The organism is Pseudoalteromonas pernae (genome assembly GCF_039831865.1).
GTDB classification, from domain to species: Bacteria; Pseudomonadota; Gammaproteobacteria; order Enterobacterales; family Alteromonadaceae; genus Pseudoalteromonas; species Pseudoalteromonas pernae.
On the sequence record NZ_JBDODM010000008.1, the window covers coordinates 1 to 19,346 of the forward strand.

Annotated in this window: 21 protein-coding genes, 1 rRNA gene and 1 pseudogene; 6 read left to right on the forward strand and 17 right to left on the reverse strand. The window is 45.2% G+C overall.

Going from position 1 to position 19,346, the window contains the following annotated elements:
• Positions 1–119: ribosomal RNA gene (locus tag V1358_RS16015) — 16S ribosomal RNA — on the reverse strand; the annotation flags it as partial.
• A 653-nt stretch (positions 120–772) separates the two neighbouring features.
• Between V1358_RS16015 and V1358_RS16020 the strand changes: the two genes are divergently transcribed.
• Positions 773–1,318 (forward strand): gamma carbonic anhydrase family protein, encoded by a 546-nt coding sequence (locus V1358_RS16020; protein ID WP_347391392.1) that lies wholly within the window; start codon positions 773–775, stop codon positions 1,316–1,318.
• On the opposite strand, the gene V1358_RS16025 is transcribed toward V1358_RS16020, so the two are convergent.
• Positions 1,302–1,541, reverse strand: coding sequence for a DUF1488 family protein (locus V1358_RS16025; protein ID WP_347391393.1), 240 nt, complete (start codon positions 1,539–1,541; stop codon positions 1,302–1,304). The two genes, V1358_RS16020 and V1358_RS16025, sit on opposite strands and share 17 nt — an antisense overlap.
• Positions 1,538–2,362 (reverse strand): shikimate dehydrogenase, encoded by an 825-nt coding sequence (gene aroE, locus V1358_RS16030; RefSeq protein ID WP_347394193.1) that lies wholly within the window; start codon positions 2,360–2,362, stop codon positions 1,538–1,540. The genes V1358_RS16025 and aroE overlap by 4 nt, the downstream gene beginning before the upstream one ends.
• 26 nt (positions 2,363–2,388) lie before the next feature.
• Here aroE and V1358_RS16035 point away from each other — a divergent pair, with 26 nt between their 5' ends.
• Complete coding sequence (locus V1358_RS16035) at positions 2,389–2,847, forward strand: group II truncated hemoglobin (protein WP_347391395.1); 459 nt, start codon at positions 2,389–2,391, stop codon at positions 2,845–2,847.
• 29 nt (positions 2,848–2,876) lie between these two features.
• Here V1358_RS16035 and hemF read toward each other — a convergent pair whose 3' ends face one another.
• From hemF to V1358_RS16065, 6 genes and pseudogenes are all read right to left on the reverse strand, one after another.
• Positions 2,877–3,788, reverse strand: coding sequence for an oxygen-dependent coproporphyrinogen oxidase (hemF, locus tag V1358_RS16040; protein WP_347391396.1), 912 nt, complete (start codon positions 3,786–3,788; stop codon positions 2,877–2,879).
• 2 nt (positions 3,789–3,790) lie between these two features.
• Positions 3,791–4,354, reverse strand: a complete 564-nt coding sequence (gene tsaC, locus V1358_RS16045; RefSeq protein ID WP_347394194.1) for an L-threonylcarbamoyladenylate synthase type 1 TsaC — start codon at positions 4,352–4,354, stop codon at positions 3,791–3,793.
• On the reverse strand, positions 4,351–4,938 hold the full coding sequence (locus V1358_RS16050; RefSeq protein WP_347391398.1) for a DNA topoisomerase family protein: 588 nt from the start codon (positions 4,936–4,938) through the stop codon (positions 4,351–4,353). Before V1358_RS16050 ends, tsaC begins: the two co-directional genes overlap by 4 nt.
• Before the next feature lie 84 nt (positions 4,939–5,022).
• Positions 5,023–5,496 (reverse strand): DUF494 family protein, encoded by a 474-nt coding sequence (locus tag V1358_RS16055; RefSeq protein WP_347391399.1) that lies wholly within the window; start codon positions 5,494–5,496, stop codon positions 5,023–5,025.
• Position 5,497: 1 nt separating this feature from the next.
• Positions 5,498–6,622, reverse strand: coding sequence for a DNA-processing protein DprA (dprA, locus tag V1358_RS16060; protein WP_347394195.1), 1,125 nt, complete (start codon positions 6,620–6,622; stop codon positions 5,498–5,500).
• A gap of 48 nt (positions 6,623–6,670) precedes the next feature.
• A pseudogene (locus V1358_RS16065) lies at positions 6,671–7,794 on the reverse strand (LysM peptidoglycan-binding domain-containing protein).
• A gap of 130 nt (positions 7,795–7,924) precedes the next feature.
• On the opposite strand from V1358_RS16065, the gene def reads away from it, so the two are divergent.
• The 4 genes from def to trkA are packed head-to-tail and all read left to right on the forward strand — an operon-like array spanning position 7,925 to position 12,065.
• The gene (def, locus tag V1358_RS16070; RefSeq protein ID WP_347391402.1) at positions 7,925–8,434 is read left to right on the forward strand and encodes a peptide deformylase; all 510 of its coding nucleotides are present in this window, start codon (positions 7,925–7,927) and stop codon (positions 8,432–8,434) included.
• Between the two features lie 11 nt (positions 8,435–8,445).
• Positions 8,446–9,405, forward strand: a complete 960-nt coding sequence (fmt, locus tag V1358_RS16075) for a methionyl-tRNA formyltransferase (protein WP_347394196.1) — start codon at positions 8,446–8,448, stop codon at positions 9,403–9,405.
• Positions 9,398–10,681, forward strand: a complete 1,284-nt coding sequence (gene rsmB / locus V1358_RS16080) for a 16S rRNA (cytosine(967)-C(5))-methyltransferase RsmB (protein WP_347394197.1) — start codon at positions 9,398–9,400, stop codon at positions 10,679–10,681. The genes fmt and rsmB overlap by 8 nt, the downstream gene beginning before the upstream one ends.
• 7 nt (positions 10,682–10,688) lie before the next feature.
• Entirely contained in the window at positions 10,689–12,065 is a 1,377-nt protein-coding gene (gene trkA / locus V1358_RS16085; protein ID WP_347391405.1) for a Trk system potassium transporter TrkA, read from the forward strand.
• A gap of 70 nt (positions 12,066–12,135) precedes the next feature.
• Here the strand turns inward: trkA and V1358_RS16090 are convergent, their stop codons facing one another.
• The 8 genes from V1358_RS16090 to V1358_RS16125 all read right to left on the reverse strand — a co-directional run bounded on the left by V1358_RS16090 (position 12,136) and on the right by V1358_RS16125 (position 19,212).
• A complete protein-coding gene (locus tag V1358_RS16090) occupies positions 12,136–12,357 on the reverse strand; it encodes an EF-hand domain-containing protein (RefSeq protein WP_347391406.1) in 222 nt (73 codons plus the stop codon).
• A 27-nt stretch (positions 12,358–12,384) separates the two neighbouring features.
• Positions 12,385–12,603 carry an EF-hand domain-containing protein gene (locus V1358_RS16095; RefSeq protein ID WP_347391407.1) on the reverse strand — a complete coding sequence of 73 codons (219 nt, stop codon included), beginning with the start codon at positions 12,601–12,603 and terminating at the stop codon, positions 12,385–12,387.
• Between the two features lie 10 nt (positions 12,604–12,613).
• The gene (locus tag V1358_RS16100; protein ID WP_347391408.1) at positions 12,614–12,832 is read right to left on the reverse strand and encodes an EF-hand domain-containing protein; all 219 of its coding nucleotides are present in this window, start codon (positions 12,830–12,832) and stop codon (positions 12,614–12,616) included.
• 34 nt (positions 12,833–12,866) lie between these two features.
• Positions 12,867–13,079 carry an EF-hand domain-containing protein gene (locus V1358_RS16105; protein WP_347391409.1) on the reverse strand — a complete coding sequence of 71 codons (213 nt, stop codon included), beginning with the start codon at positions 13,077–13,079 and terminating at the stop codon, positions 12,867–12,869.
• A gap of 699 nt (positions 13,080–13,778) precedes the next feature.
• Positions 13,779–15,230, reverse strand: a complete 1,452-nt coding sequence (locus V1358_RS16110) for a TrkH family potassium uptake protein (protein ID WP_347391410.1) — start codon at positions 15,228–15,230, stop codon at positions 13,779–13,781.
• Positions 15,231–15,269: 39 nt separating this feature from the next.
• Entirely contained in the window at positions 15,270–15,884 is a 615-nt protein-coding gene (locus V1358_RS16115) for a YigZ family protein (protein WP_347391544.1), read from the reverse strand.
• A 52-nt stretch (positions 15,885–15,936) separates the two neighbouring features.
• Positions 15,937–17,259 carry a Xaa-Pro dipeptidase gene (pepQ, locus tag V1358_RS16120; protein ID WP_347394198.1) on the reverse strand — a complete coding sequence of 441 codons (1,323 nt, stop codon included), beginning with the start codon at positions 17,257–17,259 and terminating at the stop codon, positions 15,937–15,939.
• Positions 17,260–17,319: 60 nt separating this feature from the next.
• A complete protein-coding gene (locus V1358_RS16125; protein WP_347391412.1) occupies positions 17,320–19,212 on the reverse strand; it encodes a transglycosylase SLT domain-containing protein in 1,893 nt (630 codons plus the stop codon).
• Between the last annotated feature and the right edge of the window lie 134 nt (positions 19,213–19,346).

A 19,346-nucleotide genomic window follows, 5' to 3' on the forward strand; every position in this document is an offset into this window, starting at 1 on the left:
ATTACTCACCCGTCCGCCGCTCGTCATCTTCTAGCAAGCTAGAAATGTTACCGCTCGACTTGCATGTGTTAGGCCTGCCGCCAGCGTTCAATCTGAGCCATGATCAAACTCTTCAATTAAAAGTTTTTTGAATCCGAAGATTCGGCGCTCATTGAATTCTGATTTTGATTCTTTCGAATCGAATTGACTGTGCTGAAACAAGTAAACTTGTTTCCGTTGGTCACTCAGTTCAATTGAGACTCTAAATTTGTTTGCGTCATCTAGCGAACTAGAATCTGCTGTTAGAACTCAACCTGTACGAGTGCCCACACAGATGATTGCTTCATATTTTTAAAGAACAGTCCGGTTACCCGGTTTCGAGTTGCTTTCGCGTCTCGAGGGCTGTGCATTCTACTCAACCCTGATTTGTTGTCAACACTTAATTTTGAGAAGATTTAAATTTTCTTAAAACTCAGTTTTACTTGACTCAACCTTCACTTCGTAACGCTTGTTTGTAAGCAGTCCGCCGTGTCGGTGGATGCGCATTATAGGGAGAAACGATTTCGACGCAACCTCTTTTTTAAAGAAAATCACTAAAAATGGATCGTTCGCGCAAAAAGCAGACGATAGATACACTTTTACTACGTTTTTAACCCAATTATTACGTTATAAAGGGCGTTCACAGTTACTATTGACTGTTTTTTATACGACTAATGTTTATTGCGATTGCTTGGCTCCATCGTTACAGTTAAATCAATTTATATAGAGGTGCGAAATTAGTAGGAACCCCACTATGAGTTTACAGAGTTATAAAGGTAAATCCCCTGTCGTCCACAAGTCTGCCTATATTCATGAGTCAGCGGTCATAGTTGGTGATGTTGAAATTGCCGAGGACGCGAGCATCTGGCCTTTGGTCGCTGCTCGCGGCGACGTGAACTTTATGCGCATCGGTAAGCGCTCGAACATTCAAGATGGAACGGTGCTACATTTAACACGTGCCAGCTCATCAAACCCTGACGGTTATCCCCTAATAATTGGTGAAGACGTTACAGTAGGTCATAAAGCAATGCTGCATGGCTGCACCTTGGGTGATCGTATCTTGGTCGGTATGGGCGCGATTATTATGGATAACGTAATAGTTGAAGATGATGTCATTATTGGTGGTGGGTCGCTGGTACCACCGAATAAGCGATTAGAGTCAGGATATTTGTATGTTGGTAGCCCGGTAAAACAAGCACGCCCACTTAACGACAGTGAACGTGCCTTTTTGAAAGTGTCTGCTGATAACTATGTTCGCCTAAAAGACGAGTACCTTAGCGAAGTTAAGCCAGTGACTTAATTTTTACTTCACCGTCATCGCCAAACTCTTCTTCTTCGATCTGTTCTTGTGCGATATCTTCATAGTCAAAGCGGTGCTTGGCAAAATGAGCCAAAGCATCGCTACGTTCTGTTTGACCAAGATCGATAATGCAGGGTAACAACAACCCATTTACCATGGCATAGAATGTAATTATGCCATTGTCGTACTCTACTCTATCTACAAACTGGATTGCTTGATTCATGTTAGTTGCCCCTCTTTTAGCGCAGCTATTATAGGCGCACAGTCGGGCATTTGCCCACGCCAAATATTAAAAGCATGCGCAGCTTGTGCCACCAGCATCCCTAAACCATCGGCAACTCTCGCGTTTTTGTTGGTTTCTTGCACCCACTTCATAAATGATGTCGCGGTCTCGCTATAGAACATGTCATAAGCAAATTCGCAGTCCCTGATGTAACTAATATCAATCCCTGGTAACGAGTTGGTGACACTTGAAGAGGTCGAATTTATAACAATATCCCACCTTTGTTCTGTTTCGCAGCTTAAGGCTCCAGAAGTGATATTTTTGTATTGGTGGATATTCGATACTAACAGTTGTGCTTTCTCTACTGTTCGATTAACAACGTGCAAATGGCAAATGCCCGCTTCTAACAACGGCAATGCGGCACCTTTTGCCGCGCCACCAGCACCGATAAGCAGTACACTTTTGCCAACAATATTGCCATGAAGCCGCTGCAAATCGGTGACTAAGCCAATACCGTCAGTATTATCGCCAAACAATGTTCCATCTTCTTGCAATGCCAGTGTATTAACAGCACCTGCTAGACGAGCTCTTTCACTCAGCACATCAACCATGGCAAAGGCCTGCTCTTTAAATGGCAAGGTGACATTCGCACCGCGACCATCTTGGTCAAAAAACGACTTCACACTGTCAACAAAGCCATCCAGCGGTGCTAAAATACGCTCATATTCGATTTGCTCACCAAGCTGTTTTGCAAACGCTTGGTGAATCAAAGGTGATTTTGAGTGCGCAATGGGGTTGCCAAACACCGCGTATTTATCCATTGTCCTTTCCTTTATTTAGGCATGCCATGAAGCAGTTACTAAAACGCATCTTTAGCAAAGATGCAAAAAATTCTCAGTCCGCGCACAGTGAGCACCCAACAACTGAGCGTACGCCATATGAATTAATGGGTGGTGAGCAAGGTGCCCGTGCTCTTGCAAATAGATTCTATGACATTATGGCCAGCGATGAATACGCTAAACCTTTATATGATATGCACCCACAACCATTAGATAGAATCAGACTAGTGTTCTTTGAGTTTCTATCAGGTTGGCTTGGCGGGCCAGATTTATTTGTTGAGAAATACGGTCATCCCATGCTGCGTAAGCGCCATATGCCCTTTACGGTCACTCCCGCTTTGCGAGATCAATGGATGTATTGCATGAACAAAGCACTTGATATCGAAGTTGATAACCCTGTCTTGCGCGAGGGATTAAGACAATCGCTGACGCAACTTGCGACACATATGATAAATACGGACGATTAAAAAACGCGGCTAATTGCCGCGTTTTTTACTTATGAAAGCCACTGTTGTGGTTTCAAGTAGTGGGTGTAGAGCTCAGCTTCTGGCGAGTCAGGCTCTGGGTTGAAATCATACTCCCAGCGCGCCAGTGGCGGCATCGACATCAAAATAGACTCTGTACGCCCACCTGTTTGCAAACCAAATAACGTTCCACGGTCCCAAACTAGATTAAATTCAACGTAGCGACCACGTCGATAAAGCTGGAATTGGCGTTGTTCGTCTCCGTATGGTGTATCTTTACGTTTCGTGATGATAGGTAAATATGCATCAAGGTAACCATTACCTACCGCTTGCATAAACGCAAAACTGCGCTCAAAACCCCATTCGTTGAGATCGTCAAAGAATAAACCTCCTACCCCACGCGTTTCATCACGGTGTTTTAGGTAGAAATATTCATCACACCACTTTTTATATTTTGGATACACATCGTCACCAAAAGGTTCGCAAAGATCATGTGCAACCTGATGCCAATGTTCCACATCTTCACGCTGAGGGTAGAACGGCGTCAAATCGAAACCTCCGCCAAACCACCAAATAGGCTCTTCTCCGTCTTTTTCGGCGATGAAGAAACGTACATTAGCGTGACTTGTAGGGATATGAGGGTTTTTAGGATGTATCACCAACGACACGCCGCAAGCATGAAAACTACGCCCTGCGAGCTCTGGACGATGTGCAGTAGCAGACGCCGGCATGGATGCACCAAAGACATGAGAATAGTTCACACCGCCTTGTTCAATCACATTGCCATCACGTATCACTCGCGTACGACCACCGCCGCCTTCTTCACGCTGCCACGCATCTTCAACAAATTTGGCACCACCATCTGCTTTTTCTAACTCGGCGCAAATTTTATCTTGTAGCGCCATTAAGTATGCTTTGACTTGAGTCAGTAACTCAGAATGCATGGTTATCCTCTTAGAATTTGGCCTGTCATTGCATCTTTGATAATGCTTGGTTGCAGCGCGCCACCTAGTGGCTCGTCGACATAAAATCCAATTTGCTCACCAAACACTTCTTGCCCTTGGGTAATACTTGTTACTGGGTCTTGACCACTCAAATTCGCACTTGTTGAGACAATAGGGCCACCAAATTCTTGGCATAGACGTTTCACCGTTGGATGCGCGGTCACACGCACTGCAATTGAGTCAAATGCACCTGTTAACCATTTTGGTGTGGTAGCAGCTGCAGGCATCACCCATGTTACGCCCCCAGGCCATTGTGAGAAGATATCTGCACGCTTATCCATCGGGATTTTATGATCTGCAACATAGGGTAGTAATTGGCCATAATTATCGGCAATAAGAATCAGGCCTTTTTCAACTGAGCGTTGTTTAATGGCTAGCAAGGCTTCAACTGCTGCTTGATTCATTGGATCGCATCCCAAGCCATACACAGCTTCGGTTGGATAAAGAATTACGTCGCCTTGCTGTAAACTGCTTAGCGCGGTTTTTTCTTGCACTGAGTCGCTCACTCTGAGGTCTCCAAATTATCGGGCTGCTTGTGCCCACAGGTCTTTTGCGGGCATTGTAACATAGGTCCTTCGGCAAAGTTGCGCTTCATCATCACCGGCCATTGGCACTGCTCGCAGGTTACTGCAACAGGCGGATAATTAATGCTGTATTTGCATTTAGGGTAAGCGTCGCAGGAATAGAATGCTTTGCCATACTTACTGCTGCGCTGCGTTAAGGTGCCTTTGTTGCACTTTGGACACATAGGTAAGCTGACTTCATTCTCTTCTTGCTCACGTTGGTCGGCAATGTAGTGGCACTCAGGGAAGTTAGTACAACCAATGAACATGCCAAAACGACCGTTTTTAACAGCTAACGGGGCTTGGCATTGAGGGCAAGGGTTATCATCCAATACTTTGATTGTGCTGGTATCATGCTGATGCAAAGGACGAATAAAGTGACATGTTGGATAACTTGCGCAACCCAAGAACGCGCCCGACTTGGAATGACGCATTACTAATTCACTGCCACACTCAGGGCACACCTCATACTCTTTTTCTAGGGCATGTTTGTCAGCATTAAATAATGAATGGTCTATTTTAGTCATGCGCGCTCGCTATTGGGCACCCCAAGAAGGTAACCTGCTGGTCAATGTGCGCTCAATATACTTACAGCGGCGCGAAATTCAAGCTTAATGCAAAGTGGGATTCGGATCGTCAAAAATAAGATCTTCCATTTGCGCATAAGCGTGCTCTTTTCCTGGGACGCTCAACAGCACCATAAGCACCACCCATTTAAGGTCATCCAATGCAATTTGGATGTGATCAAGCGCCATAGCCCTATCAATCACCATCTCACGTGTTGTTGCGTCAATTACCCCCACTTGTTCTAAAAACAATAGGAACCCTTGGCATTGCACGTCCAATTTAATGCTTTCTTCATCAGTATATATACGACATGCAGCTGCTGGCGCGGTGTGAAGGTAAGGACTTTCGTCACTGTATTGAAGTTGAGCGAGTTGCTCCAACCAATCCAAGGCTTTATAGATTTCGGGACTATTAAACCCAGCTTTGAGCAGCTCATCGGTGAGCGCGTTTTCCTCAACAAATATCTCACTTTCACTGTGGATATAGTTTTCGAACAAATACATTAGGATATCAAACATGTCACCCGCCCCCTATTCTCGTATACCCGCCCGAAGTACTGATAATTAAGCCTTCGAGTTCTAAGTCTATTAATAGCGTTAATAATTGCGCGATTGGTATGTTTGAGCTGCTAGCAATCTCATCGATGCTGGTCGGCTCAAAACCAATATGACGAAGTAATGGTTTGTCACCCTCTTTTTGCTCAACCTGCTTATTAATATATAGACCCTTTTGCACTGAACAACCTAATTCATTCAGCACATCTTCACTATTTTCTATTAAAGCTGCTCCTTGCTTGAGTAACGCATGGCAACCCCGGGTGTACGGGTTGTTAACCGCTCCAGGCACTGCCATGACCTCTCTGTTGTAATCCATCGCTAGCTCGGCGGTGATTAGTGAACCGCTCTTTTGCTCAGCTTCCACAACCAATGTGGCCATACTCAAGCCTGCGATAATGCGGTTTCTGCGCGGGAAATTTTGTGCTTTCGCTACAGTCCCTGGCAAAAACTCACTCACTAATAAACCTCGTTCAGCGACTTGCTGCCATACAGAGTAATTACGTCTTGGGTAACAAATATCGACTCCCGTTCCTAACACCGCAATGGTCGCCCCAGAATGAGCAAGCGCCCCTAAATGAGCTTGAGTGTCGATACCTAAAGCTAGCCCTGAGGTAATCACCAATCCCGCAGCACTTAATTCAGAAGCTAAGCGAAACGCCTGCTGCTTGCCACTTACAGTAGCCCCACGACTGCCAACAATTGCAACTTGCTGCTGTTCCAACAAAGTAACGTCTCCACGGCAAAAAAGCAGTAAAGGTGGGTCTGGTAATTCAAATAGCAAACTGGGATAAAATGGACTGGCCATACTGATGATGTTGATGCCTACTGCGCGATAACCGGCTAGTTTTTCAAGGCTTGAGTCAAGGCTCACCGACATCAACTTTTCAGCAAAATCAGCAGTCAAACCTAGATTGTTCAGACGCTGGGCATCCATAAAAAATAGCTCTGACAGAGAAAAGCGTTTTAATAATTTTACTGCTGATTTTAGGCCAAGACCGCGTATCTCAGATAGCGCCAGTAAGCGTGCATCAGCATAAAGTAAATCGGCCTCTGAAGAGGCCGATGGAATTGGATAACTCTGCGCCATGCTCCCTCCTTGAGCACAACCCAAAATCTTTAGGTGATAAGCGCGAGGTTATTCAGCGCTTACTACATCGCCAACACGAATGGGCTGCATTGTTTTAGTGATGATGGCATAGCTCACACGATCTTCAACTTTCAAAATCATGAGCTCACCGACTTTCTCCTTCGGCATATGCCAAGTACGGTTGTTCTCATCCTCTTCAGAACCAATCGACTCTTCGATGTTAGACATGAATTTTTCGTATGTGCTTGAATCTTCTTTGTATTGAGGCCCTTTACGGCCATCTACTACTGTTGGTGATTCTCGACGAATATCCAACATATGACCCGCTTTCAATTCATCAACCACACCGCGGTTTAATACCACGATGTCCATCTGACTAAATTCACGTAACTCATTTGATGAAGCAATGATTTCACCATCAATGTCTGTTTCAGGACGTTGCATAGTGAAATTTGCCGGCAAGCTTTGTCCTTGGCTTACAGGCATCAAGAAGTCACCAGCATTTATTTCGCGCTTAACACCATCAACAAATACAGATGAAGGCACACCTGCATCTACGTCGCCGCTTCTGAACGCTTTAGCGGTAGCAACCAGCTTTACTTCATAGCCCAATACTTCTTCCGTTTCTGGATCAATGTACGGTCTATTTTTGTGATAAATCGCGTAGCTGCGATTGCGCTCTAAGTTACCTTTAACATACAAGATGTGACTTTGCGTAGAACGTTTGACGTTCTCATTCGCACCAAGCACATAAGGTTGAGCATTAATTTCTTCTTCGCTTAATGCTTGTTCGTAAGTCAAAAATGGGCGCAGCAATTCAAGTGAAATAGTCGGTACTGCATCTCGCTTAAGGGTCTTACGGCCGTGTGGTGATAACTTTTGATAGTTATCCGGACGCTTACCCACTAAACGCGGTCGACCTTGTGCATCATACACAAGATAAAGCGTATCGCCTGGGTAAATAAGGTGAGGGTTGTCGACCTGTGGGTTTAATTGCCAAAGCTCTGGCCACAGCCAAGGCTTATCCAAATAAATAGCAGAGATATCCCAAAGTGTATCTCCCTTTTCACCACATACTGTTCCGGAGCGTCTTCTTTGACGGCTAAGACATCTGCTAATGATGGAAAAGCAACCGCAAGAGCAAATACGGCAGCTGATAGCTGTTTAATCATTGTAATGAGCTTCCTAAAGCTTGTTTTATTATAATTATTACCCAATAACCTGTTAAAGGTGCACACGAATGGCTAAAATAAAAACATAACACAATACCTGATATTTAGCACAATTTTTAATAAGGCAATTATGGCACTTTTAGAAGTACTTAGGTTCCCAGATGAACGTTTACGCACAATAGCAAAGCCAGTTGAGCAAGTTGATGACAGCGTGAAAGAAATCACGAAAAACATGTTAGAAACCATGTATGACGAAAATGGCATTGGTTTAGCGGCGACCCAAGTGGATATCCATCAGCGCATCGTCGTCATTGATGTTTCAGAAGATCGCAATGAGCCGATCATCCTAATTAACCCTGAAATCACGCACAAAGATGGTTCAACAGTGAGCGAAGAAGGTTGTTTGTCAGTACCTCACTCTTACGCCAAGGTAGATCGTGCAGAAACAGTGACTGTAAAAGCATTAAACGAAAACGGCGAAGAATTCTCACTTGATGCAGATGGCTTACTCGCTATTTGTATTCAGCACGAATTGGATCACTTAAAAGGCACTTTGTTTATCGATTATTTATCGCCACTCAAGCGCCAACGCATTCGTAAGAAGCTTGAAAAAGAAGCTCGCCTAGCAGCCAAAGCTTAAAAGGAATGACAGTGACACACCCCCTTCGCATCGTATTTGCCGGTACTCCGGATTTTGCCGCGCGCCACTTGCAGGCATTAATTGATTCAGAGCATGAGATAGTTGGTGTTTACAGCCAACCAGATCGCCCTGCAGGACGCGGAAAAAAGCTCAAGGCCAGTGAAGTAAAAGAGCTAGCTATTGAGCATAACTTACCAGTTTTCCAGCCACAGAGCTTAAAAAGCGATGCTGCTCAGCAAGAGTTAGCGACTCTTAACGCTGATATCATGGTGGTTGTGGCGTATGGCTTATTACTGCCTAAAGATGTCCTAGACACCCCAAAACTGGGTTGTATCAACGTGCATGGTTCAATACTGCCACGCTGGCGTGGCGCTGCACCTATTCAACGTGCAATTTGGGCCGGTGATGAACAAACGGGTGTCACTATCATGCAGATGGATGAAGGCCTCGACACAGGTGACATGCTCTCAATTAGCCGCTGCCCTATTGCGAGCGATGAAACATCAGCCTCTTTGTACGCAAAGCTCGCCGAGCTTGGGCCGCAAGCGCTTATAGAAACACTGGCAAACATCGAATGCATTCAAGCACAAAAGCAAAACGATGAATTAGCTAACTATGCGAAGAAGCTGTCTAAACAAGAAGCTTTGCTAGATTGGCAACTTGATGCAGTGCAACTTGAGCGTAATATTCGTGCATTCAACCCTTGGCCAGTAAGCTACACGGAAATGGCTGGCAACACAGTCAAAGTTTGGCAAGCAAAGGTTGTTGCAGAAAGTGGCGTACCGGGCACCATACTGCGAGCAGACAAAACGGGGATTGTTATCGCGTGCGCAACTGACGCCCTGTGTATAACCCAGCTACAGCCCCAAGGGAAAAAGCCGATGTCCTGCCAAGATTTCCTTAATGGTCGTGCATCATGGGTAGAAGTAGGCTCATCTCTCGCTATCGCTAAAGGCAACAATAATGAGTAATGTGCGCGCCCAAGCGGCGCACACATTGTTTCAAGTTGTCGACAAGGGCATTTCTCTGTCTGTCGCTCTGCCACGTTATAGCCGCGATTTAAGCCCCCAAGATAAAGCGTTAATGCAACAGATGTGCTTTGGCGTACTGCGTTATTTGCCAAGTTTAGAGTTTTACTGCCAACAACTGCTTGAACAGCCTCTTAAAGGCAAGAGCCGTGTTTATCAATTCTTGCTGTATGTCGGCTTGTATCAACTGCAACACATGCGTGTACCAGAGCATGCAGCAGTTGCCGAAACGGTGAATGCGCTCAAATCGATGCGTGCAACAGGCTTGAAGGGGCTCGTTAATGCGGTGCTACGCAACTTCCAACGCCGTCAGATAGAGCTTGAAGAGCAAGCACAACAAATTGACGCGTGTAAATACAATCACCCAGGGTGGTTTATTAAAAAGTTACAACGTGATTATCCTAATGAATGGCAGACCATCATTCAGAATAATCAGCAGCAGGCACCGATGTGGTTACGCGTAAACAATCGACTTAATGGTCGCCAAGCATACGCGGATAGCCTCAGTGAAAAAGGGATTGAATTTACTCTAGATGACCAGTTTGCAGATGCAATTCGCTTAACCAAGGCGATGGACGTCTTTGCACTACCGGGTTTTGCCGATGGCGCGTGCTCAGTGCAAGATGCCGCGGCGCAACAAGCAGCCCGACTACTCGCCCCACAAAACGGTGAACGAATTTTAGATGCCTGTGCAGCGCCTGGTGGAAAAACGTGTCATATCTTAGAGTTAGCCGACGCAAACGTGGTTGCTCTGGACGCCGATGCACAACGCTTGGATCGCGTACGCGAGAACTTAGATCGTCTTAACATGGATGCCGAACTTATCTGTGCTCAGGCGCAAGATACTGATAGCTGGCACAAAGGTGAGCAATTTGATCGTGTACTCCTTGATGTACCATGTTCAGCAACAGGTGTTATTCGTCGCCACCCTGATATAAAGTGGTTACGTCGGGGAACTGATATCGACGAATTAGCCAAGCTACAAGCGCAAATCCTTGAAGCTATCTGGCCACTAGTTAAATCGGGTGGCGTATTGTTATACGCAACTTGTTCAGTGCTGAGCGAGGAAAATCAGGAACAGATTAAGTCGTTCCTAGCACACCACGACGACGCATTGCACGTACCACTACATGACGCTGATACAACAGACCAACCCGGCTGGCAAATGCTTCCTGGGTTAACTGACGGCTTTTACTACGCAAAAATAATAAAACAGTGATATTGCCATGAAAATTATCATCTTAGGTGCAGGCCAAGTTGGCGGCACGCTGGCAGAGAACCTGGTTGGCGAACAAAATGAGATCACCGTAGTCGATATCGACGGGGATCGCTTAAGGGAGCTGCAGGACAAATATGACTTGCAAGGGGTCAATGGCCACAGCGCTCACCCTGATGTACTGCGCAAGGCTGGCGCCGAAGATGCTGATATGATTATCGCTGTAACCAGTTCGGACGAAGTCAACATGGTCGCATGTCAGGTCGCTTACAGTATTTTCAATACTCCGACCAAAATCGCCCGAATTCGCTCTGAACAGTACTTAAGATACCGTCAGCAGTTGTTCCATAATGACGACTTGCCTGTGGATCATTACATCGCTCCGGAAGCCTTGGTTACCAAATATATTCGTCGCCTCATTGATTACCCCGGCGCGCTACAGGTATTGCAATTCGCTGACGGTAAATTGTCGTTGGTGGCTGTAAAAGCCTACTACGGCGGGATGCTGGTTGGTTACGCACTGTCTGCGCTTAAAGAGCACATTCCTAATGTTGAGACCCGAGTGGCGGCCATTTACCGCCAAGGTAAAGCGATAAAACCACTTGGTACCACCGTCATTGAAGCTGATGACGAGGTATTTTTCATCGCTGCAACCAAACACATTCGTGCAGTAATGAGCGAGCTGCAAAAACTCGAACGCTCTTACAAGAAAATTATGATTGCCGGTGGTGGTAACATTGGTGCTGGTTTGGCCCGCTCATTGGAAAAAAACCACAGCGTAAAACTGTTGGAGCGTAATCCAGGTCGTGCTGAACAGCTTTCCGAAATGCTCGACGATACAGTGGTGTTTTGTGGTGATGCGTCAGACCAAGAACTACTTTCTGAAGAGCATATAGAGCAAGTTGATGTGTTCATCGCGGTCACCAACGATGATGAAGCAAACATCATGTCAGCTATGCTAGCTAAGCGCATGGGTGCACAAAAAACCATGGTGTTAATCCAGCGTGGAGCCTATGTAGATTTAGTGCAAGGTGGTGAGATAGATATCGCCATTTCACCGCAACAAGCGACTATTTCGGCACTTTTAACCCACGTTCGCCGCGGAGATATCGTCAACGTCTACTCGCTACGCAAAGGGGCGGCCGAAGCAATTGAGGCTGTTGCTCATGGCGATGAAAACACCTCCAAGGTCGTTGGCCGTGCAATCTCGGAGATCAAATTGCCGCCGGGCGCAACCATAGGCGCTATTGTGCGCAATGATGATGTGTTAATTGCTCACGACGATACGGTAATTCATAGTGGCGACCATGTGATCATGTTCCTTATTGATAAAAAGCATATTCACGTTGTCGAGAAACTATTCCAAGTAAGCGCCATGTTCCTTTAAAGTAAGCATAAAAAAAGCAGTCTTAGTCGAAGACTAAGAGCTGCTTTCGTTGCTCTGATGGGTCTGGATCTTACTCTGCGTGAGCAAATTCTTCTTGTGATAGCTCGCCGTTGCCATCAACATCAAGCTCGTCGAATTTAGTTAGCACTGATGCTTCTGCTGTTGCTTCTTCTTTGCTGATGCTGCCGTTGCCATCAACGTCTAATGCTTCGAAAGTCATCGTTTCAGCTGCAAATACTGCTGAAGAAGAAGCAAGGATTGCCATCGCTAGTAAAGTGTTAGTTGTTTTCATAATATTCTCCAAATCTAAAATGTAAGACTATTGTGCGGCTGCGAATTCTTCTTCGCTAAGCTCGCCATCTTTGTTGCTGTCTAGGTCTTTGAATTGCTGCATTAATTCAGGATATTTAGCAGCTTCTTCCATGCTGATAGCACCGTCGCTGTCGACATCCACTGTGTGAAACTCTAAATCCATAGCGAATGCAGATGACGCGCTAACCAAAGAGACTAATGCAAGTGCTTTTGCTGTTTTGCTCATTGTCATTTCCTTATTCAGCCGCAGCAAACTCTTCGCGAGAAAGCTCACCGTCAGTGTTTACATCAAGCTCTTTAAATTGGCTCATTAGCTCAGGAAGCTTCGATGCTTCTTCCATGCTGATGCTGTTATTGCTATCTAAATCTACGCTCTCAAAAGTAGCGTCTAGCGCGAATGCCGCTGAAGCACTGGTTAGTGCCGCAAGCGCAATTACTTGATTTACCTTTTTCATAACAGGCTCCTCTTTAACAATGGGCGGACTAAAATTACTCAGCTTTTTCGAATTCAGCTTGTGAAAGCTCACCGTTACCATCGGTGTCTAGCTCTTCGAACTGCTCTGCGATTGCCTTGTCAGCTGCCGCTTCTTCAATAGAGATTGCGCCGTTGCCATCTACGTCAAGTGCGCTGAAATCAGCAGCGAACGCTGCGCTTGATGCTGCAAGAGTGATTAGTGCTAAAGTTGAAGTCATACGTTTCATAGTTTCTTCCTTCCTAATAATGAGTGTGAACTCGTGGCGAACTATTTCGCCTCACATATTTAAGTCACAGTCACTATTACAAAAGCAGTGCCAACTATTAAAAACACTTTAAAAACAGATAGATGGGAATTTATTCGGTCATAAAACCGATGTTTATAGCGATTATCTGTTGCTGTTTGGCAACACAAAACAACAATTTAAAAAAATATCAATAAATTCAGCGTGTTAATAGCTTTCAAAAACCCCTTGCTTGATACGTAATGATGATTGAATGGGTGAGTAACTGACATTTAACTGAACATGGCTAGCCTAGTCACAAATCTGATGAATAAATTTATTTTTTAAACTGTTAAAAATCAGTTTGTTAGAGTTAAAACGTGTGATTATTGAAACATTATCGCCGTGCAGACATAGGTTATTTGTTGATCTGTTGCTTTTTGGCAACAGTAGAGGCTGGTGTTGATTTAAAACCCTATTTAGGCGGCCTTCCTCGTACCTTTTATGGTTGTACACTCATACACTGGGCTAAAGTTTGAAGTGATATACACACCCCAAGGTTTGGATTGAGTTTGACATTCCCGAGCAAGCCTTAAGAACTGTAGGAGCTTTTAGGAAGTAATAAAACGCCTTGGCGCGAGAGCCAAGCTCAGGCATCCATGTCTCGCGTTCGACACACTTAGTCCGATGAGCGACCGTGTCTCACCCACGCCAGAATGTTGGAGTGAATAGTACTAGCAATGTGAAGATCTCTAGTCGACCAAATACCATAGCCAAAGTCAGAATCCATTTAGCGCTATCACTAATATCACCATAGTGAGCTGCAACTTCACCTAATCCTGGGCCTAGATTATTCAAGCATGCTGCGGTTGCAGAGAAAGCAGTGATGTTATCAAGACCAGTTCCCATGAGGCTGATCATAATAATCACGAAGACCAAGGCATACGCAGAAAAGAACCCCCAAACAGCCTCAACGACTTTATCTGGTAGCGCTTTTCTCCCAAGCTTAATAGAGTAAATGGCACGTGGGTGTACCAAGCGATTGAGCTCGCGAATACCTTGCAGATACAACAGGAACACTCGAACCACCTTCATTCCGCCACCTGTTGACCCCGCACAACCTCCAATAAAGCTTGAGAAAATAAGCAAAATAGGAAGAAATAGTGGCCATGCCGAGAAGTTGTCAGTAGCGAAGCCTGCTGTGGTGCTAATCGACACAGCTTGGAACATAGCTTGGTCTAAGGTTTCATCGCCATTTGCGTAAATGTTGTTAGACGACAACACCGCAAAGCACACGATTACCAGCGCCGCTTGAATGAGTAAGAACGCTTTAAATTCAGGATCTCGCAAATATATCTTCGGACTACGAGAGGCCACCGCTGCGTAGTGCAATGAGAAATTCACCGCAGCTATTAATAAAAAGACCACGCAAATAATATTAATCACAGGACTATCGAAATAACCCATCGATGCATCGTAAGTAGAGAAGCCACCAATTGCGATGGTTGAAAACGCATGACAAATGGCATCAAACCAGCTCATTCCTGCGACCCAATAAGCCAAAGTACATGCTAAGGTCAAAGACACATAGATATACCAAAGATGCTTCGCAGTATCGGCGATACGCGGCGTCATTTTCGAATCTTTTACTGGGCCCGGCGTCTCCGCACGATAGAGCTGCATGCCACCAACGCCAAGCATAGGAAGGACAGCAACGGCAAGTACGATGATACCCATACCACCGAGCCATTGTAGCTGCTGGCGGTAAAACAACACCGATTTAGGCAGGTATTCTATGCCAGTGAGCACCGTCGCGCCGGTCGTTGTTAATCCAGAGAACGCCTCAAACACCGCATCTGCCAACGACAGCTTTGGCGCATCTAAGAAAATCAGAGGTAAAGATGCGAAGGCACCAAGCACCAGCCAGAACAACACAACAATTAAGAAGCCCTCTCGTGCCTTTAAATCACCATGCTCTCGGCGGTTTGGGTAGTACGCAAATAAGCCTGCGATAACACTAAAGATGAACGCGAGGATAAAAGGTAAACCACCACCGTCTTTGTATATTAATGAGACGAGTGCCGGTGGAACCATTGTGATACTAAACAAAGCAACAAGCTGTCCGAGTATCTTTATTATCGTGCGGTATTGCATTTAGCGCATCATCGTAGTTTTTATTTGCATGTTATTGTCTTACTGTTTTATTTTTAACTCAACAGTACCATGGCTTAAATCAAAAATATCTTTTATCGCTTGTTGCGCTTGGCGCTCATCGATCTCGATACTCCAGCCAATATGACCGCCGTATTCCTTATTGATATTCAATACTTGATAATTTGAGTTAAGGCATTGTTCTATTTGCCCTTGTAGAGCATAGTCACTGTCACCGATTAACTCCACACTCGGTACTTTGATGCAAGTTTGCAATAATGCGAGCGCATTATTAAGCGTGCCACCGTAAGCGCGCACTAGTCCGCCTGTGCCTAACTTTATGCCACCAAAGTAGCGTGTTGTCACTGCACATACTTCACCAAGCCCACTACCCTGAAGCACGTTCAGCATCGGTTTACCTGCGGTACCATTGGGCTCACCATCATCAGAAAAACCATATACATGGCTGCCACCGGGAGCGCCTGCGACGTAAGCCCAGCAGTTATGTCGCGCATCAGGGTATTGTTGATTGATACGTGCAATAAAGGCTTTGGCACTGTCTATATCGGGGGTATGTGCAATATGCACAATAAAGGTGCTTTTTTTAATTTCTTCTTCATGGCTCAGGGTTTGAGCCGGATAAGCATATTCAGGCATAAGGCTTAGAATGATAAAGGCGGAGTACATAGCCTCCGCCAAAAGAAGTCAGTTAGTCTAGCGCTAACTCGCGAGTCATGTTCTCTAGGCTGTCGGCATGAACAATAATGTTGTCTTCAATGCGAATACCACCGAACGCTTTTAGCTCGGCAATCTTATCCCAATTGAGGTATTGCTTATTTTCGCTTGCAGCCAAGTCTCCCAGTAAGGAATCAATGAAGTACAGGCCAGGTTCAATAGTGAAAACCTGATTCGCTTCAATTTTACGGGTGCAGCGCAAGAAAGGATGGCCTTCAGGCGGCGCTTGATGTGTGCCTGACTCATCAGCCATAAATCCACCCACATCATGAACTTGTAAACCAATGTGGTGACCAAGACCATGGGGGAAGAAGGTTGAAGTAATGCCTTTTTCAACGATTTGATCTGCAGGTAACTTAACGATATTAAAATCGCTCAATACCTGAGCAACGCGCTGATGGCACTCAAGATGCAATTCACCGTAAAGCTTGCCTGGTGCTAACAAATTACATAGGGCAATTTGGTGGTCGTTCATTACGCTGACCAATTCTGCAAATTCACCTTGGCGAGCAAAATCATAAGTGCGGGTAATATCCGCAGCATAGCCGTTAAAGTTAGCACCGGCATCAATCAAAAATGAACGATGCTGCTGTGGCACACGACTATCAAAATGGGTGTAATGCAAAATCGCACAATTTTCATTGAGAGCAACGATATTGCCGTAAGGCGTATCATTTTCGCTATGCTGGGTTGCCAACAAGTATGCATGCTGAATTTCAAACTCAGACTTGCCCGCGTAAAAAGCGTCGCGCGCCGCTTTATGCCCTGCAACTGCCAATTTATTCGCTTCACGCATACACGCGAGTTCATATTGGGTCTTATAGGCTCGATGATAATGCAGGTAGTTCATCACTGGCTCCGGATTCATTAATTCAAAACCCAGCGCTTGCGCAACTTCTAAATACTCACCTACATAGGCATAACGTGCTTTGTCGTAAGGTAATAGCTTTTCTACTTGCTCTGGTTTAACCAGCAACTCGATATCAAAGTAATCGGCCCAGTATTCACTTGGCTCGTCAGGCACTTTATGCCAGAAATCAACAGGACGATAAAAAATCAGCTTGGGCTTATCCGTGCCATTAGCAACAATCCAACAGTGCGGATTATCAATCACAGGCAACCAGGCTTTGAACTGCGGATTCACTTTAAATGGATAATACATATCATCCAAAAACTGACGTTTTGCTTGGCCAGAATGGATAACTAATCCGTCTAAGTTCTCACGTTCAATAATGTCACGAGTGCGCTTTTGCAGGGTCGCAATATGTTCAGCGTATAAAACCGCTAATGTATTCATGTATCACCCACTTTAGTATTTGTTATTCTGACCAGTCTAACATAGCCCCCACACTCGGAGCTAACCACCAATGCTCATATCCAGAATCGTGGCGAGGATATTCTCCTCTTTCCCTTGCTTCGCCAAGTAAACTTGACGGTATGCGAAGACATTCTTCACATAATTTCTAGTTTCTTTGTAGGGAATCAATTCTATCCACAGCTCGGCAGGCATAGCCTCATCGGGTATCCATTTTTTTACTTTATGATAGCCAGCGTTATAAGAAGCTGTTGCCAATATTTGATTACCTCGATTCTTTTCTTCCAAGTAATTAAGATATTTTGTGCCCAGATTAATATTGATGCTCGGATCGTAGAGGCGATTAGAAGATATCGCACTGCGATTAATATATTTAGCGGTGCTGGGCAGTAGCTGCATTAAGCCGCGGGCATTAGCGCTAGATCTTGCGTCATGAGCAAAGGAGCTTTCTCTGCGCGCTATGGCGATACTCCAATCAAGGTCGACCTTGTTACGGCGACTATAACGCTGGAATAAATCTATGTAGGCTTCAGGGAAACGTAAATCAACGTAATCCCACGCCTCCATCCGCGCAAGAGTGAAAATAGCATTGTCGTGCCACCCCTGCTCTGATGCTAAAACTGATGCAGCTAGCTTCTCTGCGTTGCTGGACGTATCCACTAAATAATTCCATTCTCGGCGCGCACTGGTCGTGCGTTCCAATTCATAGAAAGCACGCGCTCGTTTAAAACCAGGCGCTTGCTCAACTTTTTCTTTGAGTCCCGGTGGTAAAGTTAATTTTTGGTTATTTAAGCTGATCGGTAAATCTAAGCGGGCTGCAGCCAAAAAGCCGTAATAGTCCCGTTCTTGTGCCAACTTCAACCAAATATCATTAGCACGCTGTGAGTTACCCTGACGGAAATAACTATACGCTAACCAATATTGATGACCGTTACTTAATGCGCTTTTATCTTTGGGGGTGAAGAACGCGATAATCCCAGGCCAATCCTGCTCACGCAACATGTTAGCCAAATGCCATTGCACCAACTTTGCATCTTGCTTGTCATGGGCCACCTTATTGAGCCAAAACCGTGCTTCATCGTGGCGTTTAACAGCCAAGGTGTAGGCTAACGCATAATGTATTTCGCTTTGCTGCTCATCGGTAAAGTTGAACATGCGCTCGAGCTTCACCCAGGCACGAATAGCTAAATCAGGGTCTTTCCAGACTAAACGCTTCACACCGTATAAAGCTATTTCAGCCTCTTGTGGTGATTTATTTTTATAACGATAAAGCCCAGCCGCGGCGCTAGGGTCTTTTTTCACTTCAGAATATAAATCCGCCAAATAGCGTTGCTCAGTAGGTAGCTGAGTTTTTAAATAGCCAACCAGACGATACTGCCCACCTTGAGCCGCTAGACCGAGTCGTTTCCATACTAACTCTGGCGTTTGTTTACCCGCTTTACGCCACAAGGCAAATAAATTATCACACTCTTTTGGCAATGATTTACCAGCAACCCAGATGTCATCTACTTGATTCAATATGGCATTTTCAGGTGCGCCTAACTGTAACTGATACTCCAAATATCGGCACGTCAGCTCCGCGCTGCTCGTCTGTGCGTAGTTAGCTACAAATTCGGCCTTACGCCCCGTTGCAGCTAAATAATTTAACCATGCTCTACGCACAGGCCATTCCAAAGGTGTGTGCTGGTATACCTGTAGAAATTGTTCAATTTCAGTCTGGTATTTTATATGTGGGTGATACTTATAGAAGGCGAGTTCCACATATGGTTTTAGTGGATGATCTAATTGCCCATTAAGACGAGAGAACTCTTTGTAATTCCCCGCACGAGCTACTTTTTCCGCAGCCAAGAAGGCATCGTTATCACTGCTGGCAAACACTGCATTCGGCAAATGCAGTAAGGAGGCGGCCAGCAAGGTATGAAAAATTCGTTTCATGATATCCCTAACTGTATTTCGTGAAACATTAACAGTGAAGAAGCCACCACGGGCTAAAAAGGCGCACTGTCATAAATAAGTCTGTGACTCCTTACTAACTGTACTATATATGAGTATGTTTTGAGCTTTAATAA

Bases quoted from the DNA above. Each gene is read 5' to 3' on its own strand.
- trkA (WP_347391405.1), top strand. From the start codon at position 10,689: ATGAAAATTATCATCTTAGGTGCAGGCCAAGTTGGCGGCACGCTGGCA.
- V1358_RS16090 (WP_347391406.1), bottom strand. From the start codon at position 12,357: ATGAAAACAACTAACACTTTACTAGCGATGGCAATCCTTGCTTCTTCT.
- rsmB (WP_347394197.1), top strand. From the start codon at position 9,398: ATGAGTAATGTGCGCGCCCAAGCGGCGCACACATTGTTTCAAGTTGTC.
- V1358_RS16020 (WP_347391392.1), top strand. From the start codon at position 773: ATGAGTTTACAGAGTTATAAAGGTAAATCCCCTGTCGTCCACAAGTCT.
- pepQ (WP_347394198.1), bottom strand. From the start codon at position 17,259: ATGAATACATTAGCGGTTTTATACGCTGAACATATTGCGACCCTGCAA.
- hemF (WP_347391396.1), bottom strand. From the start codon at position 3,788: ATGCATTCTGAGTTACTGACTCAAGTCAAAGCATACTTAATGGCGCTA.
- V1358_RS16115 (WP_347391544.1), bottom strand. From the start codon at position 15,884: ATGCCTGAATATGCTTATCCGGCTCAAACCCTGAGCCATGAAGAAGAA.
- aroE (WP_347394193.1), bottom strand. From the start codon at position 2,362: ATGGATAAATACGCGGTGTTTGGCAACCCCATTGCGCACTCAAAATCA.
- dprA (WP_347394195.1), bottom strand. From the start codon at position 6,622: ATGGCGCAGAGTTATCCAATTCCATCGGCCTCTTCAGAGGCCGATTTA.
- V1358_RS16050 (WP_347391398.1), bottom strand. From the start codon at position 4,938: ATGACTAAAATAGACCATTCATTATTTAATGCTGACAAACATGCCCTA.
- V1358_RS16055 (WP_347391399.1), bottom strand. From the start codon at position 5,496: ATGTTTGATATCCTAATGTATTTGTTCGAAAACTATATCCACAGTGAA.
- V1358_RS16035 (WP_347391395.1), top strand. From the start codon at position 2,389: ATGAAGCAGTTACTAAAACGCATCTTTAGCAAAGATGCAAAAAATTCT.
- V1358_RS16025 (WP_347391393.1), bottom strand. From the start codon at position 1,541: ATGAATCAAGCAATCCAGTTTGTAGATAGAGTAGAGTACGACAATGGC.
- V1358_RS16095 (WP_347391407.1), bottom strand. From the start codon at position 12,603: ATGAGCAAAACAGCAAAAGCACTTGCATTAGTCTCTTTGGTTAGCGCG.
- def (WP_347391402.1), top strand. From the start codon at position 7,925: ATGGCACTTTTAGAAGTACTTAGGTTCCCAGATGAACGTTTACGCACA.
- V1358_RS16105 (WP_347391409.1), bottom strand. From the start codon at position 13,079: ATGAAACGTATGACTTCAACTTTAGCACTAATCACTCTTGCAGCATCA.
- V1358_RS16125 (WP_347391412.1), bottom strand. From the start codon at position 19,212: ATGAAACGAATTTTTCATACCTTGCTGGCCGCCTCCTTACTGCATTTG.
- V1358_RS16100 (WP_347391408.1), bottom strand. From the start codon at position 12,832: ATGAAAAAGGTAAATCAAGTAATTGCGCTTGCGGCACTAACCAGTGCT.
- V1358_RS16110 (WP_347391410.1), bottom strand. From the start codon at position 15,230: ATGCAATACCGCACGATAATAAAGATACTCGGACAGCTTGTTGCTTTG.